We start from the raw sequence: 15,404 nt of genomic DNA on the forward strand, positions 1-15,404 counted from the left end.
TGGAACTATTCAGTAGCAGGATGTAATTTTTTCTCATTGAATGCATACCATAATTGACAAGCGATCACACCGATTACACCCGATAACATCAACAGCGAAAACGGCATAGCTGTGCCGGTATAAAAATACGCAAGCAATGGCCCGGCGAAAGCGCCGCTACCAAATCGCAGTGTACCTGTCACCGCGGTTGCGGTACCCGAGTTGTGGGGAAACTTCATAATAATTAGTGCATCGGTATTGGTGGAAATCAAGGTAAGCCCGCCCATTAGCGGAGCAATACTGAAAACACTAAACCAGATATTCAAACCGAAGAAGTTAAATACACAGAGTAAAACCGCACTAATTACCGCAACTAACAGGCCTGCGCGCAGCATACGCAATGAACCGTAACGCGTTACCAGACGACTGTTGATAAAGTTGGCGAGCATCAGGCAAATAACATTTGCGCCAAACAACAGGCTGAACATTTGCTCACTTACGCCAAAGTATTTAATGTAAATAAACGAGACGGCAGTAATAAAACAGAAGAACGAAAACGAACCAAACATCATGCTGGTAATCAGCGGGCGTGCGAGCGGATTGGAAAACACAACTTTATAGCCGCTGAAAAAATTTCCCGCCGCTTTTGGCTGATCGGCAATCGATGGATCATCAGTTGGATTAATAATCGGCTTGCTGATTTCCGGCAACCATTTCCACACCAATGCAAAAATTAATGCAGCGTAAATTGTCAGTACTATAAAAATGCTGCGCCAATCACTCACCAACAAAATCGCGCTGCCGATACTCGGCGCGAGCAAAGGTGCGAGCATCATGATCATCGATAAATAGGACATGCCTTTCGCTGTGTGCTCTTGATACAAGTGCCGTACGATTCCGGGCACCACCACGGTTGCGGCCGCGCCACAAAAAGCTTGCAGTGCACGCAATACTAAAAAGTGGCTGATGTCATCGACAAACGCGAGCAGAATGCTGCAGAGGGTAAAGCCGGTGAGACCGAAAATTGCCAGCGGCCTGCGCCCGAGTGAATCGGCGAGTGGACCAAACAGCAGCATGCCAGCGGCATAGGCCGCGAGAAAAATGCTGAGCGATTGCTGCACGCTGCCGATATGCGCATCGAGATCATGCGCAATAGCGGGCATCGCCGGTAAATACATATCCACTGCCAGCGGTGTAACAGCGATTACCGCCGCGAGTAGCACAATTAAATAGGGATGGGATTCTTTAGTCATGGGTCAGTCGCATTGCAGAGTGGTGTTTATGCTACGTGACCCGGCTGCATTAAACGATGGGTTTTGCCTTAACGGATTACACTAGAATTTCGATCATTGCGGAGCGGCAATCGGTTGATCACAATTATTTTGCAGTTTGGTTATAGCATCGCCATAAAGTGGCTTTAAAAGTTCTAGTTGGATATCACCCAAATATTTTTGCGCGAATTCCCAATGGGGTACGCCGTTATTCCAATCGCAATTAACCACGGCGATCGTTGCCAGATTTTGTGCAACAGAGGTTTTCAGATAAGGACGATAATTTTTTTCTTGCGCAAAGGCGAAAAACTTATCCAACTCGCCAACGTAAAAGTCAGGCGTTTTATTGAAGCTGACCTTGTGTATGCCGGCTTGCTCCATGATCGCTTTTACATAAATTGGTTTGAGCGATGCCTGCGTCTTGGGCCAGTCTTCCAGAGTAAAGCCTCCGGTTTGGGCGTGACCGGGTAGTGCAGCCAGGCTGAATATTAGTGAGATAAATAATAAAGCGTGGCGCATCAATAACATGGAGGATTCCGGGAGCAATAAGATGAGGCGATAATTATACGCGCGGACGGGGTCGCTTTAGCAAACCCGGGCGATTGACATTGATATAAAGGCGTGTAAACTGAGTTCCAGCTTGAAAGTACGTCTAATATTTATGCACCACATTTCGAAGTTCCAGTATAGTATTTCGTCCTGTTTACATAAGTAATTTTCACATTTCCAGCACAAACGCCCCTTGGGGTAAACTTACTTTTGTATTAATAGGTAACACTATGTCTAAAACTACTACTGGTACTGTTAAATGGTTCAACGAAGCTAAAGGTTTTGGTTTCATCGAGCAAGAATCTGGTCCAGACGTTTTCGCTCACTTCAGCGCTATCGCTGGTTCAGGCTTCAAAACTTTGGCTGAAGGCCAAAAAGTTAGCTTCACCGTGACCCAAGGCCAAAAAGGCCCACAAGCTGAAAACATCCAAGCTATCTAATTATTAGATAGTTTATTAGCGGCCAAGGTCGCTGATGTAACAGCTAAAAAGGCGAAATCTACGGATTTCGCCTTTTTTATTGCCTGTTGTTTAGTGCTCGGCTGACAAAGGTCACTACTCCACCACCTGCCCTTGTATTTGATTGTCCCTCCCCAATTGTTCCTTGATGCTGTTTAACCTCGTCGGGAATTGTTATGCCTGTTTCTACCTCCTCACCTGTTGCGCCACTCTCGCGTCACCAGATACTGCTGGATCTGCTGCGTCCTTACCGTGGGCGGATTCTGCTCGCGCTCTGCGCATTGATTGTGGCCGCGGCCACTGTGCTGCTGATCGGCCAAGGGCTCAAGCAGGTTATCGATAAGGGCTTTATTGCGGGCAGCCCGCAATTGCTGAATTACGCGCTGCTGGGGCTGTTGGGAGTGATCCTGGTGATGTCGGTGGCGACTTACTGCCGGTTTTATCTGGTGTCCTGGTTGGGCGAGCGGATCACTGCGGATTTGCGCCGTCGTGTGTTCTCTCATCTACTCACGCTCTCGCCGTTTTTCTTTGAGCAAAATCGCACTGGCGATGTGCTCTCGCGTTTGACCAATGACACTACCCAGTTGGAGACGGTGATTGGCTCCAGTGTGTCTATGGCGCTACGCAATGCGCTCTTGTTGATTGGCGGTTTGGTGATGCTGGCGATCACCAGTTTGAAATTGATGGCGCTGGTATTGCTGGCGATTCCGTTTGTGCTGGTGCCGATCATTGTGTTTGGTCGGCGTCTGCGCAAACTTGCGCGCGCGAGTCAGGATAGCGTGGCGGATGTTGGCGCTTATACCGATGAGGTAATCCACGAAATTCGCACCGTACAAGCTTACGGCCATGAATACGCTTCGACAGATGCATTCAATCAGCGCGTTGAAAGTACTTTTATGACCGGTGTAAAACGCATTCGCCAGCGCGCACTTTTGGTTGCGGCAGTAATCACTCTGGTGTTCAGTGCAATTGCTCTGGTGTTGTGGGTTGGCGGCCATTATGTGTTGCAGGGGACCCTGACTGGTGGTGAACTTTCCGCTTTTATTTTTTATGCGGTGGTGGTTGCCGGGGCGATGGGAACTATCTCGGAAGTGATTGGTGATTTACAGCGCGCAGCAGGTGCAACCGAACGATTGGTTGAACTGCTTGCAACACCGTCGGCGTTGCCTTTGAGTGAAAATCCCCAAATTTTGCCGGTGCCAGCGCGTGGGCAAGTGGAAATGCGCAATGTGCAATTTGCTTATCCATCACGCATTGATGCACCGGTATTCGACGGATTCAATTTGCAAATAAAACCGGGCGAAAAAATTGCGTTGGTCGGCCCTTCCGGTGCGGGAAAAACCACGGTGTTTCAATTGCTGCAGCGATTCTATGATCCGCTCGCCGGTGAAATTTTATTGGATGGTGTCGATCTGAAAAATGCGGATATCCAGCAAGTGCGTGAGCGAATTGCATTGGTGCCGCAAGACCCGGTGATCTTTGCTGCAAGTGTGCGTGACAACGTGCGTTACGCGCGCCCCGATGCGAGTGATGAAGATGTTATCGCTGCCTGCAAAGCAGCCTTTGCGTTGGAATTCATTGAGCAGTTACCGGATGGTTTGGATGCTTATCTCGGTGAGCGCGGCGTGCGTTTGTCGGGCGGACAGAAACAGCGTATTGCGATTGCACGCGCGATTCTCGCGGATCGCCCGATTTTATTATTGGATGAAGCCACTAGCGCATTGGATTCAAATAGCGAGCAAGTGGTGCAGCAGGCGCTTGAAGTACTGATGCAAAATCGCACCACAATTATGATTGCGCATCGATTATCAACAGTAGTGAATGCCGATCGGATTTTGGTATTGCAGCAAGGCAAGGTTGTCGCCAGTGGCACTCATACAGAATTATTGGAAGGCAGTGAGTTGTATCGCCAATTAGCGCGTTTGCAATTTCAGTTGGAAGCTTGAGCGCAGAGCTTCTAATCGTAGAAAAACACAGTAGAAATAAAAAACGGCAACCACAAGGTTGCCGTTTTTTATTGCGTGTTAAACCGGATTAACTTGCAGGGGAACCCGGTTTAACTTTGCAGAACTTTAAACGCTGAACTTAGTTGCAAGAACGAACCAGGTTCCATGCGTTAGTCCATGCCCAGCCAGTGCCTGGAGCGTATGGACCACCAACAGTACACCAGCCGCCTACAGTACATTGATACTCGCTGCCAGCATTAACTACTTTAGCGCCAGCTGCGTAAGTAGCACCGTTTACGTAAGCAGGAGAGGTGCAGTTACCAGTAGATACTGAAGAAGCAACACTTGAGCTGCTAACAGCTGGAGTGCTTGACTTGCTTGATGAACTTGGCGCTACGCTTGATGGAGTTGATGAAGTAGTGCCACCAGTACATGCACCCAGATCCAACCAGTAGTTGTATTGACCGTTAGTCAATGCTGGGTCATTACCTTGGGTCCAGTAGTTAGCAGAGTAACGTCTGCTGTTGTGTTGTACTTGTTGTGGAGCGGTGTAAGCGGTGCTCGCATTCCAGGTTGGCAAACCAGCACAAGTGTTGTTAGAAACACTTGAAGAAGTTGCTACTGAAGATGAGCTGGATCTTACTGAAGAAGATGTAGCAACAGAGCTATTTGAGGTATTGCCGTAAACAACGTCAATACATTGATAGAAACCTTCTGGAGCATCTCTCAATGCGTCACGTTGCCAGATGCTGTACACAATGTGGCGACCAGTACGTGGTGGCAGGTTAACAATGTGAGTAGCAACTGCTTCTTGGTCAGCTGGTGCTGACTGATGGATTTGTTCCAGATCAGACCACTTCAATGGCGCAGCACCTGGGTTGAAGCCTTCTTTGGTGATGTAGTAACGGAAGTAAGAAGTTTTGTGTGCTGCAGTGTTAGTCCATACAAAAGCCAAAGGACCAGCAGTTACAGTGGTTGCATTCCAGTCGTTACGAGCCAGGTTAAGGCCGTTGTTGCTGGTCATGTTGGCGCCACACAGCTTGCCATCGGGAATTACGCTTTGGTGATTGTCGTTCACACCGCCAATACCGATAGATTGTGGTTCATATTGGCTGGCGTTACCGGCTGCAGAAGCAGCAACACACGCAGGTGAGCTGGCGCCACCTTGTGCACTGGTACAGAAAAAAGCACGGCTTTTTGGTGAAGATACATAACCGTGTGCAAACGCTTGGCTAGCAACCAACATTGAGCCAATTACTACTGCGGAAATTCCGCAAGCTTTGATTGTCTTTTTCACTTTTCATCTCCGAACATATTAGATTTATTAACAACATGCGGCTGACTAATTATTCAGTAAACCGCTTTGGGATGAGGCTTGTTATCCATGCAAGCAAGGTGATCTGGCTTGGCACCAGGATCATTCCATGGGGAGTGAGTCTAAAATGACAACGTTGTTTTTGCGAGTCCGACTTTCAGTTTGGAGGGTAATAGTTTGCGAAGCAGGTTTGATTTTTAGAAGATTTTCTAAGGGAAAACGAAATAAAAAGTTCGATTTTTATTTTGGTTAAAAAAAGTGTGATGAATTTGGCGAAAGCGCGCCCCACTTTAATGTGGCAGCTGGAACACGCATAAAAAAGTGCTGCCCTTGCCGACCTCACTGGTAATTTTTAATTCGGCGTCGTGACGCATAAGCACGTGTTTGACGATTGCCAAACCTAAACCGGTTCCACCGGTGCCGCTATTGCGGCTGGCATCGACCCGATAAAAGCGTTCGGTCAGGCGCGGAAGATGTTGCGCTTCGATGCCGGGGCCGTTATCGCTTACCGCTACATAGAAATGTTTTTGATCCTGCCAGAAGCGCACGTTTACGACACCATTGTCAGGCGTGTATTTGATGGCGTTGGTGACCAGATTGGAAAAAGCGCTGTGCAGCTCTTTTTCATTGCCGGAAAACAGCAGGGGTTTGGTGGTGTTTTCGCATGCCAGGGTCAATTCCTGGGCTTTGTCTTTGCTCAGTACCTCGGCTTCGCTCTTTACTACTGTTAATAGCAGCTCGATATTGATCGGTTTGTGATTGTGGCCAGCTTCGGTCGTTTCCAGTTTGGAGAGCACCAGTAGATCGTTAATCAGCAGCGACATGCGCTTGGCCTGCTGCAGCATTTGTTGCAGGGGCTTGTTCCAGCTCGGGGTCGTATTGTTGTCGGCGAGGGTTTCCACATAGCCGTTGATTACGGTTAAGGGCGTGCGCAATTCGTGGGAGACGTTGGCGACGAAGTCCTGGCGCATCTTTTCCAGATTGTGCAGCTGGGTCACATCGCGCACTACGATTAACCGCTCGCGCTTGCCGAAAGTGGTGATCTGGAATTGCAGGTGTTTGGACGGGAAGCGCGGTGAGGGCAGCTCCAGCGGCTCCTCGTAATTGCCTTCCTCAAAATAACTGACGAACTTGGGATGACGGATAAAGTTGATTACCGATTGCCCTTGGTCTTTGGTGTTCAGGGCGAGCATGCGATGAGCTGCCGGGTTCCAGAAATCCAGATGGCCGCGCGCGTCGAGGATCACCAAGCCATCTTTTAAAGCCGAGCTGATCTCCTGGATACGTTTAATCACCGCTTGCAGATTGTCTTTTTCGGCGCGCTGATTGCGTTGCAGGTAATAGATGTTATCGAAAATCTGACCCCAGATACCGCTGGCCTCGGGCGGATGGTCGGTCTCTTGCCGCAGCAGCCACTGGTTGAGGCGGCGCATTTGCCACAGCATCCAGACGATATAGCCCGCACAGCCAATCAACATCCACAGTGAATAATGGTCGCTGAAAAACCCGATTACGCTGGAAATCGCCAGAATAACCAGAATGCGCTGGAGTTCAGTGCTGAAACCTTTTAACAACGGAGGAGCCTCGCAGTTTTAAACCCGTGGGGTTAGCCAGTAATCAGGCTTCAATACGGGTGGAAAAACGGTAGCCGGTGCCGCGTACGGTTTGGATCAAATCCTCGTGGCCGTCAACGGTCAGTGCTTTGCGCAGGCGGCGGATATGGACGTCCACCGTGCGTTCTTCCACGTACACATTGCCGCCCCACACGTGGTCGAGCAATTGGCTGCGAGTATAGGCTCTTTCCTGGTGGGTGAGGAAAAACTCCAGCAGGCGATATTCGGTCGGCCCCATATCCACCGACTGGTCATTGATAGTGACGCGGTGGCTGGCGGGGTCAAGGCAAAGGCCCTGGACTTGAATAGGTGCGGAGTTGATTTGCGGATCGGCGCGGCGCAATACCGCTTTTAAGCGCGCAACCAATTCGCGGGGGGAGAAAGGTTTGGTGATGTAATCGTCGGCGCCCACTTCAAGACCCTGGATCTTGTTGTCTTCTTCGCCTTTGGCGGTGAGCATGATGATCGGGGTGCCGGCGGTGACTTCATCGCGCTTCAAACGGCGCGCCAATTCAATGCCGCTGGTGCCGGGCATCATCCAGTCGAGCAGGATCAGGTCGGGCTTTTCATCGATAATAATACTGTGCGCGTCCTGGGCATTGCTGGCCTCCATGACTTGATACTCAGCCATTTCGAGTGCTACACGCAGCATATCGCGGATTGCGGATTCATCGTCGACGATAAGGATTTTGCGACCAGTCATATAAGTTCTGCCTGAAAAAACCACGGGGCGCTTCATGGATTTATGAAGCTATTGTTGCAGCTTATTAAATAAGTTCAGTGTTACACATTTATGACAGGCGAAAAATTTACCCGCACTGTAAAACCTTTCGCCTGTTATTGAGGATAGCCGCGCGGGTGTTAAGCCGCCGGATTTTACTGTGCCAGTCCTTTTAACAGCGCCGCGTGAAAGCGATCCGGTGCTTGGATTTGCGGCGAGTGGCCGAGGTCGGCAAAGTTCACCAGTGTCGCGCGCGGAATCGCCTTGGCCGTTTTTGGCCCCAGTTCGCGATAATTGCCCAAGGTTTTTTGTAGTGCTGGCGGTGCAGCATCTTTACCGAGGGCGGTGTTATCCAACTCGCCGATCAACAACAGCACCGGCATTTTCAGCTGCGGGAATTCGTACACCACCGGTTGGCTCATGATCATGTCGGCGGTCAGGGCGGAATTCCACGCGACTATCTCCTTGCCTTTGCCGCGGAACATCCCCGCTTGCATCTCCACCCATTGGTCGAACTCCGCGCGCCATTCACCGGCGTAATAGGTGTTCAGCTGATATTTACGTATGCCTTCAGCAGAGGTGTTTAGTTCGCGCGCATACCAGTCATCAACACTGCGATAGGGAACCCCCATCGCTTTCCAATCTTCCAGGCCGATGGGATTTACCATCACTAACTGTTCGGTTTGTTCCGGGTACATCAGTGCAAATCGGGTTGCCAACATGCCGCCCATGGAGTGGCCCATCACTGTGACTTTTTCAGCGCCTATGGAGGCGAGCAACGCGCGGGTATTGCTGGCGAGTTGTTGGAAGCTGAACTGGTAATGGGCAGGTTTGCTGGATTTGCAGAAACCGATTTGGTCGGGCGCGACTACGCGATAGCCCGCTTTCACCAGCGCATCGATCGTTTTCACCCAGGTTGCGGCGCAGAAGTTTTTGCCGTGCATTAATACCAGCGTTCGGCCGTTGGGCTTTGCCGGTTTTACATCCATGTACACCATTTCCAACGCTTGTTGTTGGGAGGTGAATTGGAAGGTTTTTACCGGATAGGGATATTCAAAACCTTCAAGGCGCGGCCCATACACCGCTGGTTGGGCGGCGATACTTGAACCACAAACGAACATTAATAACGCGAGACAGTACTTCATAAAATGTCCTTGGCGGGAAAGGGAAATCAGCTTTGGGAGCATTATGAAGGTTAAAAGTTCTATTTGAAGGTTGGTACTGAGTGAATGGCGGGGCAGCGCTACGCTCAGCAGCGCCGCCCCAAATGCAGTTAGCGCAAGGCGAAATCCACCGAGATACCCGCAAATATCGCCACGCCCACCCAGTTATTATTGAGGAAGGCTTTGAAGCAGGCTTCGCGTACGCGGAAACGGATCAGCCATTGTTGGTAGATAAATAAACCTGCAGCGACCGCGAGGCCGAGGTAAAAAGCAGTCCCCAGCTCAAAGCGCCTGCCAACCAGATACAAGGTATAGAGGGTGAGGAATTGCAGGATGCCGGTGATGACGCGGTCTTGTTCGCCAAACAGAATCGCGGTGGATTTCACCCCGATCTTCAAATCGTCATCGCGGTCTACCATCGCGTAAAAGGTATCGTAAGCCACTGTCCAGAGTATGACGGCGACATAAATCAGCCACATATGCTGGTTCAACTCGCCCGCCTCGGCCGCGTAGGCCATGGGAGTCCCCCAGGCAAAAGCGGCGCCCAGCACCACTTGCGGCAGATGGGTGTGGCGTTTCATAAAGGGATAACTGAAGGCCAGCAGTAAACCGCCAACCGACAATTTGATGGTGAGTGGATCGGTAAACAGTACCAAGGTGAAGGCAATCAGGCAGAGGACGATAAACAATCCTATCGCCTCGCGGCTGGAAACCGCGCCAGTCGCAAGCGGGCGATTTTTGGTGCGCAGTACTTTGCCGTCGATCTTGCGGTCGGCGAAGTCATTGATCACACAGCCAGCCGCGCGCATCACTATCACGCCCAACACAAAAATCACCAGGTTCTTGATGCCGGGCACACCTTTGGCCGCAATCCACAGCGCCCAGAGTGTTGGCCAGAGCAATAGCAGTGTGCCGATAGGGCGATCCATGCGCGTCAAACGCCAGTAGTTGATAGCTTTTTGGCGAAAATCGATGGAATTTTGGCTTTTTCCCGAGGACTTCGCCGCAGCACGCTTGATGATTTTGGCCGCGTGGACGTTAGCCCAATCCGGTGCGCCAGATTTCTCTTCTGCCGCTGGTGTTACTGGCTCGGCTTGCTCAGGCAGCGGTGCCACTACCGATTCGTTTTGTGTTGGTGCTGTTGCTGCAGGTGATACCGGTTTTGCTTTCGGAGCCGCTTTCGCTTTGGGTTTGGTCGCTGGCTTAGGTTCTGTTGATGGGGTTTCATCAGTCTTGGGTTTTACCGCCGCTTTTGCCGGAGCCTTTTTCTTGGGGGCGGGTTTATCTGATCCGCTCGCATCCACCGCCGGTTTAGCCACTTTTTTTGCCGCAGTTTTGCTGGATGCGCTGGCTTTTTGCGCCGCAGACGCGACTATCGCGCTCGCCGCTGCTGCCGCACTTTTTTTAGCGGTGGGCTTTTTGGGCGCAGCTGTAGCGGGTGCGCTATCTGATTTTAAGCTCTCGGGCTTCACGTCTTCGGGAGTCGTCATGGACAAAACGCCGTGTTATTGGAGGTTATTAGAACCGGGTTTACCATCAAGCCGGGCGACAAATGCAGGCAAAAAAACTTCGCTGACCAAGAGCGGCTTTTGCTGCAGATAGAACACCGAGCGCCGTCCCCAGAGGCGATCATCACCAATCAGGTGGTCGGGCATATAGGCATGATCGCGGCTAATCCGCGCCACCGCAATGGCGCTGCGCGTCAACTGTGGCTGACTAAACAAAAATGCACCCAGCGGGCGAGTGGTTTGTTTACGCAGATGACGCAGGCCACCGGTCAGGCTGGAGAGTGGTAACAAACTGCGCGCAAACACCCAAGGTTGGTTGTGGCCGCACAGCATCACTTCGCGGATCAGCGCCAGCGACGGGCGTTTCATCCCCAGCGCTTTGCGTTCGTTCAATTCCGGCACGCCGATAAATTGCCGCACTATCTCCACATGGAATTGGCCCTCGCTTGCATCAATCAAGCGGGCAGTCAGTGAGCCGCTGTGTTGCAGCCAATCTTGCATTGCCGGGCTGGGGCGCTGGTGTCGGGCAAGGGATCGCAATGGCTGCCAGGCCGGTGCGGATGGACGGTAACTCACAGCCTTGGGCAAAACCTGACTCCTGTTTCTGTGCGGCAAGGATATGGCAGCGGATGTGCATATCGGGATGAATCGGGCGGCAGTTTACCAGCTTGCGCCGGGGCGGGGATGGAATTGGCGGAGGAAAAAGCCACTGCAAGTCTGCCGTAAATGGATTATTGAAGGTACACTCCAGTGTCAATTGATATAACTAAGGAGAAAATGATGCACAAGACCGATATCGTTGTAGCACTGGCGAACAACACCGACCTGGGGGTTAACAAGGCTGACCTGGTGGTCTCGGCCTTTATCGAGCAAATCACCAATGCGCTGAATCGCGGTGAATCTGTCGCCCTGCTCGGCTTTGGTACTTTCAATGTGAGCGCGCGTGCAGCGCGTGAAGGCCGCAATCCACAAACTGGCGCAACTATCCAGATCGCCGCCAGCAAAACCGTCACTTTCAAAGCGGGCAAAGCCCTCAAAGACGCCGTTAACGAATAACGGCTACCCCTGATGCGGCAGGCAACTGCCGCACTCGCCAGAACACACAATAATTCCAAGAGGTTCCGCCTATGTCTCTGACCAACAAAATTCTGCTCGGCATGGTGCTGGGGGTGATTGTCGGGATAGTGTTCAATTTATTGCTTGGCGGCGCCCACTCACCACCCACGCAAGGCGTTGGCTTGGTGGTAAAAACCTATTTGATTGATGGCCTGTTTGATATCGTCGGCCAGATTTTTATTTCCTCGCTTAAATTATTGGTAGTGCCTTTGGTTTTTGTGTCGCTGGTGTGCGGCGCAGCAGCTTTAGGTGGCCAAAGCCGCATGGGCGCACTCGCTGGCAAGACCCTCGGTTTATATATTTGCTGCACTTCTTTTGCGGTGGCCTTATCGATTGCCTGCGCGGTATTTATCCAGCCGGGTGCCGAAGTAAATATTCCTACCAGCAGCAATTTCACTGCGCCGGAAATTCCTTCCATTAAACAAACGCTCATCGATATTGTGCCGAGCAACCCGCTGCAATCTATGGTGGAAACCAATATGTTGCAGATCATTATTTTTTCGATTTTATTTGGCATCGCCATCTCGCGCACCGGCGGTGAAGCTTCCGCAAATTTGATGACATTTTTTAATAATCTCAACGATGTGATTATTAAAATGGTGATGATGCTAATGCAGCTCGCACCCTATGGTGTGTTTTGTTTACTGGCGAAATTATTTTCAACGCTCGGTGTTGGTGTAATTATCGATCTGGCGAAATATTTTTTCACTGTAGTGTTTGTGTTGTTTTTGCACGGTATCGGTGTGTACGGTGCGCTGATCAAAATTCTGTCGGGTTTGAATCCGATCATCTTCTTCAAAAAAATGCAAAAAGTGATGCTGTTTGCCTTCAGTACTGCATCAAGCAACGCCACTATTCCGATCACTTTGCGCACGGTTGAGCACGACTTGGGGGTGGACAATAAAGTCGCCAGTTTTTCCATTCCACTCGGTGCAACAGTGAACATGGATGGCACCGCCATCATGCAGGGTGTGGCGACTGTATTTATCGCGCAGGCTTATGGAATTGATATCGGCATCGCCGGTTATTTAATGGTGGTGCTCACTGCAACCCTCGCCTCAATTGGCACCGCTGGTGTACCCGGTGTCGGTTTGGTTACCTTGACTATGGTATTGCAATCGGTTGGTTTGCCGGTGGAAGGTATTGCATTGATTATTGGTGTTGACCGTCTGCTGGATATGATCCGCACCGGCGTGAATGTCGCCGGTGATGCGGTGGTGGCAGTGATAGTCGCCAAGAGCGAAAAAATGCTCGATATCGAGCGCTACAATAATCCTTCGCTCAATGTAGAAAACGAAAAAGCATAGTTTGTTAAGTGATGTGTACCTGATAGTGAAATGTAAAAAAGGCGAATTGTGATTGCACAACTCGCCTTTTTATTTGCGATTAAAACCGCTAAAAAGCAGTATCAATGACGAGTGTTGTTGTCTGTATCAAATTCAACACTGATCGCCAGATCGTCAACCAGACATGGCCAACGCTCTAACTCTTCTGCCCAGCCGCGATCTTTGTGGGCGTTGATGTAATCGCTAAAATTACTGCCTTCAAAACCGTGTTCGTTGAGTAATAGTTCAGCTGAAAATAACACTGCCTGATCCAGCTCATTCGCAAATGGCTCGCCAATTAATTCATGGGCAATTACGTTGGCGACAGTCATATCCATAGGCGCAAGTGGAATTCCACTTTTCGCCATAAAGCGATCATTTACTTCTTCAAGTAGACGATGCGCAAGATAGGCTTCGTCGAGCAAAGCTTCCAATTGGCTGTGCGGATCGACAATCGATGGCGGCGATAAAAAATAATCGCTCGCAATTTTTAATAGCGGTTCGACATCGTCATAAATGCCCGCTTCTATCGCCATGCTGCGAATCGCATCGATAAAATCCGGCACGTGTTTTATGTAGCGCACGACAAAATCGGCCAACCCTTTTGCGGCCTGTTGCTCCGGCAATTTGATGGCTGCATGCAAATGGTTTTTGCGGCACTCCACAAATTCTAACAATTTTCCGCTTGCACAATCTTGTTCTTGTGCTTGCCGGATTAGTTGCCGTATAGGGTTAAGGGGGTCGGTCAAACTGTTTCTCTGGTAATAGTTATAGGTAATCACATTAGCGGTCCCGCATGCTGTTGCTGACTTTGTTTAGTCGCGCTTTAAAAGTAAACCATGACCACGCAAACGCAAGCCACTCTTAATACCAACTTTTTATAAAAACCTGAGCAACTGACGAAATCGGCCTGATGGTATTTTTTTATGCTCAGGCCTTAGCAGTAAACCGACATTTATCATGCTTAAAACGCGCCAGATATTTTCAAACGCAGGCTGTTGTCGAGATCGCCGCTAAAATATTGTTGGAACTGTAAACTTAAATCCAAACTGCCAAGTGTCTGGCCAATTCCCAACACACCGTAAGCTCCGCCTTTAATATCAATATCTTCTGAATAACAATTGCGGCAGCCACTGATGCTGCGTTCCGAACCGATAATTCCACTCACGCCACCGCGAACGGTGACAAAGGTCATGTTGTCCTGACCGAAACGGTATTTCGGGCCGTACTCGGCAAACAACATAAAGGCGTTGGCGTCTGATTCGCTGTAATCCACATCGCCCCAATAATCTTCCACGTATTGGGCGAATTCGGCGTTATCGCGATAAAATAAAAAGCTGGCACCAAGCACGAGGGTGTTTTCCGTTTTGCTGGAATAGTATTCCGCCGAGCCACCTACTGCGGTTGCAGTATCTTCGATCCACTGTTCGGCTGCGGCCTTGGAATCGATAGTGATGTGATCCACATGCCCTGAAAAGCTCCAGCCGGTGTAATCGAGATTGTTGGGATTGTTGTTCGAAGGTGCGGCAAAGGCAGATGCGGTGAATACCGTCGTCGTGAATACCGTCGCTGCAAACAAACTGGTGCGTGACAGGGCTAACAGGGTGTTGGTCATGGTGGGTCCATCTAGGGTGAGATTAAGGTGAAAGACGGCGGGGAATCGGGCGAGGCTGCGCGATTTCCATCGCAAGTTGGTTGGATTTTGAGCGCGGCAATCTGTACGGAAACTTAACAATCATCCCAATAGCGCGGCATTCCGTGAATTCGGCGCCCCAAGTCTATATAATTCGCGCTTTATTCAGTAGCGCCGGATATTTTCCGGTTTGACGGAGTTCTGCATGTCAGATCGTATAGCCCAAGTCACTCGCAATACCCTTGAAACCAAAATCAGTGTCAGCCTCAATCTGGATGGCGCCGGCAAAGGGGTATTCAATACCGGTGTGCCCTTTCTGGAGCACATGATGGACCAGATCGCCCGCCACGGCATGATCGATCTGGATGTGACTTGCGATGGTGACACCCACATTGACGACCACCACTCGGTGGAAGATATTGGCATCACCATCGGCCAGGCGATTGCCAAAGCCGTGGGCGATAAAAAAGGTATCCGTCGTTACGGCCACGCTTACGTGCCGCTCGATGAAGCACTATCGCGCGTAGTGATCGATTTTTCCGGCCGTCCCGGTCTGGTGATGGACATCCCTTTTACCCAAAAACGCGTCGGCCAATTTGATGTGGAACTGTTCTGGGAATTTTTCCAGGGTTTCGTCAACCACGCGGGCGTGACCCTGCACGTGGATAACCTGCGCGGCCACAACGCGCATCACCAGATCGAAACCGTATTCAAAGCCTTCGGCCGTGCCCTGCGTATGGCGCTGGAAAAAGATCCGCGTATGGAAGGCATTATGCCGTCCACCAAAGGTAGCCTCTGATTTATGAC

General features: G+C 50.5%; 15 protein-coding genes. 5 read left to right on the top strand and 10 right to left on the bottom strand.

What is annotated here, in order from left to right:
* Positions 1–5: 5 nt before the first annotated feature.
* Both AAGC78_RS13570 and AAGC78_RS13575 read right to left on the bottom strand, forming a co-directional pair.
* Positions 6–1,232, bottom strand: coding sequence for a Bcr/CflA family multidrug efflux MFS transporter (locus tag AAGC78_RS13570; protein ID WP_435784630.1), 1,227 nt, complete (start codon positions 1,230–1,232; stop codon positions 6–8).
* Positions 1,233–1,325: 93 nt separating this feature from the next.
* Positions 1,326–1,778, bottom strand: coding sequence for a hypothetical protein (locus tag AAGC78_RS13575; RefSeq protein ID WP_435784631.1), 453 nt, complete (start codon positions 1,776–1,778; stop codon positions 1,326–1,328).
* 251 nt (positions 1,779–2,029) lie between these two features.
* On the opposite strand from AAGC78_RS13575, the gene AAGC78_RS13580 reads away from it, so the two are divergent.
* A complete protein-coding gene (locus AAGC78_RS13580; RefSeq protein WP_133680631.1) occupies positions 2,030–2,239 on the top strand; it encodes a cold-shock protein in 210 nt (69 codons plus the stop codon).
* A gap of 194 nt (positions 2,240–2,433) precedes the next feature.
* Positions 2,434–4,203: an ABC transporter transmembrane domain-containing protein gene (locus tag AAGC78_RS13585; protein WP_435784632.1), complete on the top strand. Its 1,770-nt coding sequence runs from the start codon at positions 2,434–2,436 to the stop codon at positions 4,201–4,203.
* 139 nt (positions 4,204–4,342) lie between these two features.
* Here AAGC78_RS13585 and AAGC78_RS13590 read toward each other — a convergent pair whose 3' ends face one another.
* The 6 genes from AAGC78_RS13590 to AAGC78_RS13615 form a co-directional block, all read right to left on the bottom strand.
* Positions 4,343–5,500, bottom strand: coding sequence for a lytic polysaccharide monooxygenase (locus AAGC78_RS13590; RefSeq protein WP_435784633.1), 1,158 nt, complete (start codon positions 5,498–5,500; stop codon positions 4,343–4,345).
* Positions 5,501–5,808: 308 nt separating this feature from the next.
* Entirely contained in the window at positions 5,809–7,092 is a 1,284-nt protein-coding gene (phoR, locus tag AAGC78_RS13595; protein ID WP_435784634.1) for a phosphate regulon sensor histidine kinase PhoR, read from the bottom strand.
* Between the two features lie 43 nt (positions 7,093–7,135).
* The gene (gene phoB, locus AAGC78_RS13600) at positions 7,136–7,834 is read right to left on the bottom strand and encodes a phosphate regulon transcriptional regulator PhoB (RefSeq protein ID WP_435784640.1); all 699 of its coding nucleotides are present in this window, start codon (positions 7,832–7,834) and stop codon (positions 7,136–7,138) included.
* A 173-nt stretch (positions 7,835–8,007) separates the two neighbouring features.
* The gene (locus AAGC78_RS13605) at positions 8,008–8,997 is read right to left on the bottom strand and encodes an alpha/beta fold hydrolase (protein ID WP_435784635.1); all 990 of its coding nucleotides are present in this window, start codon (positions 8,995–8,997) and stop codon (positions 8,008–8,010) included.
* A 128-nt stretch (positions 8,998–9,125) separates the two neighbouring features.
* Positions 9,126–9,944 carry a 4-hydroxybenzoate octaprenyltransferase gene (gene ubiA, locus AAGC78_RS13610; protein WP_435784641.1) on the bottom strand — a complete coding sequence of 273 codons (819 nt, stop codon included), beginning with the start codon at positions 9,942–9,944 and terminating at the stop codon, positions 9,126–9,128.
* Between the two features lie 576 nt (positions 9,945–10,520).
* Positions 10,521–11,111: a chorismate--pyruvate lyase family protein gene (locus AAGC78_RS13615; RefSeq protein WP_435784636.1), complete on the bottom strand. Its 591-nt coding sequence runs from the start codon at positions 11,109–11,111 to the stop codon at positions 10,521–10,523.
* A 192-nt stretch (positions 11,112–11,303) separates the two neighbouring features.
* Between AAGC78_RS13615 and AAGC78_RS13620 the strand changes: the two genes are divergently transcribed.
* Positions 11,304–11,579, top strand: a complete 276-nt coding sequence (locus tag AAGC78_RS13620) for an HU family DNA-binding protein (RefSeq protein ID WP_435784642.1) — start codon at positions 11,304–11,306, stop codon at positions 11,577–11,579.
* A 71-nt stretch (positions 11,580–11,650) separates the two neighbouring features.
* Positions 11,651–12,946 carry a dicarboxylate/amino acid:cation symporter gene (locus AAGC78_RS13625; RefSeq protein ID WP_435784637.1) on the top strand — a complete coding sequence of 432 codons (1,296 nt, stop codon included), beginning with the start codon at positions 11,651–11,653 and terminating at the stop codon, positions 12,944–12,946.
* Positions 12,947–13,047: 101 nt separating this feature from the next.
* Here AAGC78_RS13625 and AAGC78_RS13630 read toward each other — a convergent pair whose 3' ends face one another.
* Together AAGC78_RS13630 and AAGC78_RS13635 are read right to left on the bottom strand one after the other, a co-directional pair.
* Entirely contained in the window at positions 13,048–13,713 is a 666-nt protein-coding gene (locus AAGC78_RS13630) for a hypothetical protein (protein WP_435784638.1), read from the bottom strand.
* Positions 13,714–13,928: 215 nt separating this feature from the next.
* The gene (locus tag AAGC78_RS13635; RefSeq protein WP_435784639.1) at positions 13,929–14,579 is read right to left on the bottom strand and encodes a hypothetical protein; all 651 of its coding nucleotides are present in this window, start codon (positions 14,577–14,579) and stop codon (positions 13,929–13,931) included.
* Between the two features lie 223 nt (positions 14,580–14,802).
* Between AAGC78_RS13635 and hisB the strand changes: the two genes are divergently transcribed.
* Positions 14,803–15,396, top strand: a complete 594-nt coding sequence (gene hisB / locus AAGC78_RS13640; protein WP_151033578.1) for an imidazoleglycerol-phosphate dehydratase HisB — start codon at positions 14,803–14,805, stop codon at positions 15,394–15,396.
* Positions 15,397–15,404 lie beyond the last annotated feature (8 nt).

This window comes from Cellvibrio sp. (assembly GCF_039207905.1).
Lineage (GTDB): Bacteria > Pseudomonadota > Gammaproteobacteria > Pseudomonadales > Cellvibrionaceae > Cellvibrio.

What these genes read in the sequence shown, in the direction of transcription:
- ubiA (WP_435784641.1), bottom strand. Translation starts at nt 9,944, where the DNA reads ATGGATCGCCCTATCGGCACACTGCTATTGCTCTGGCCAACACTCTGG.
- AAGC78_RS13580 (WP_133680631.1), top strand. Translation starts at nt 2,030, where the DNA reads ATGTCTAAAACTACTACTGGTACTGTTAAATGGTTCAACGAAGCTAAA.
- hisB (WP_151033578.1), top strand. Translation starts at nt 14,803, where the DNA reads ATGTCAGATCGTATAGCCCAAGTCACTCGCAATACCCTTGAAACCAAA.
- AAGC78_RS13635 (WP_435784639.1), bottom strand. Translation starts at nt 14,579, where the DNA reads ATGACCAACACCCTGTTAGCCCTGTCACGCACCAGTTTGTTTGCAGCG.
- AAGC78_RS13585 (WP_435784632.1), top strand. Translation starts at nt 2,434, where the DNA reads ATGCCTGTTTCTACCTCCTCACCTGTTGCGCCACTCTCGCGTCACCAG.
- AAGC78_RS13605 (WP_435784635.1), bottom strand. Translation starts at nt 8,997, where the DNA reads ATGAAGTACTGTCTCGCGTTATTAATGTTCGTTTGTGGTTCAAGTATC.
- AAGC78_RS13570 (WP_435784630.1), bottom strand. Translation starts at nt 1,232, where the DNA reads ATGACTAAAGAATCCCATCCCTATTTAATTGTGCTACTCGCGGCGGTA.
- phoB (WP_435784640.1), bottom strand. Translation starts at nt 7,834, where the DNA reads ATGACTGGTCGCAAAATCCTTATCGTCGACGATGAATCCGCAATCCGC.
- AAGC78_RS13575 (WP_435784631.1), bottom strand. Translation starts at nt 1,778, where the DNA reads ATGTTATTGATGCGCCACGCTTTATTATTTATCTCACTAATATTCAGC.
- AAGC78_RS13620 (WP_435784642.1), top strand. Translation starts at nt 11,304, where the DNA reads ATGCACAAGACCGATATCGTTGTAGCACTGGCGAACAACACCGACCTG.
- AAGC78_RS13625 (WP_435784637.1), top strand. Translation starts at nt 11,651, where the DNA reads ATGTCTCTGACCAACAAAATTCTGCTCGGCATGGTGCTGGGGGTGATT.